This is a genomic window from Novosphingobium organovorum, assembly GCF_022832435.1.
Classification (GTDB): domain Bacteria; phylum Pseudomonadota; class Alphaproteobacteria; order Sphingomonadales; family Sphingomonadaceae; genus Novosphingobium; species Novosphingobium organovorum.
On record NZ_JALHLF010000256.1, the window covers coordinates 1 to 751 of the forward strand.

Genomic DNA, 751 nt, shown 5'->3' on the forward strand with positions numbered 1-751 from the left:
ACGCGGGCCCGTCCGACGAGCATTTGCTGGTAGTGCGGATCGTGGCCCTGCGAGGGATCGGGCTTGCCCAGATCGACGGTGTTGTCCCTCGCCTGGCTGAGCAGTGTGCGGTCGAGCCGGGTCAGGCGCTGGGCGTCGACTTCCTGCTGGAGCTGCTGGCGCACCTCGATCTCGCTTTGCGGGCCCAGCGCGCGGGTCATGATCTGGGAGCCGCGATGGCGAATGCCGTGGGCGATGTAGTCGCCCGCGATGTTGAGCGTCTTGCCGTCCTCGGTCACGCCCCGGATCAGGATATGGCTGTGCGGGTGACCAGTGTCGAAGTGATCGACCGCGACCCAGTCGAGCGTGGTGCCAAGGTCCTCTTCCATCTTGGCCATGAGGTCGCGGGTAAAGCCCTTGAGGTCTTCGAANGTGACCAGTGTCGAAGTGATCGACCGCGACCCAGTCGAGCGTGGTGCCAAGGTCCTCTTCCATCTTGGCCATGAGGTCGCGGGTAAAGCCCTTGAGGTCTTCGAAGGCTGGCCCGTCCTCGGGCGAGACGATCAGGCGGAACTGGTGCCGGTCCTCGCAGCCGCGTTCAAGGAAGGCTTTGGCGTCAGCGTCTTCGGTAAAGGTCGAGTAGAACCGGCCCGGCTCACCATCGCGCGCGGTGCCGTCGCGTTCGAGGTAGCGCACATGCGCGGCGACGCCCTGGACCTTACCTGCGGAAAGCTTCACGACGCGCGCCTTCACCGTCACCCTGCGGGGCCGT

The 751-nt window shown here is 65.6% G+C and carries 2 protein-coding genes; one reads left to right on the top strand and one right to left on the bottom strand.

What is annotated here, in order from left to right; translation table 11 throughout:
- Positions 1-377, bottom strand: a 377-nt coding sequence (locus tag MTR62_RS21115) for a relaxase/mobilization nuclease domain-containing protein (protein WP_407672726.1), incomplete at its 3' end; no start/stop codon positions are given.
- A gap of 34 nt (positions 378-411) precedes the next feature.
- On the opposite strand from MTR62_RS21115, the gene MTR62_RS21675 reads away from it, so the two are divergent.
- Positions 412-751, top strand: a 340-nt coding sequence (locus tag MTR62_RS21675) for a hypothetical protein (protein ID WP_407672727.1), incomplete at its 3' end; no start/stop codon positions are given.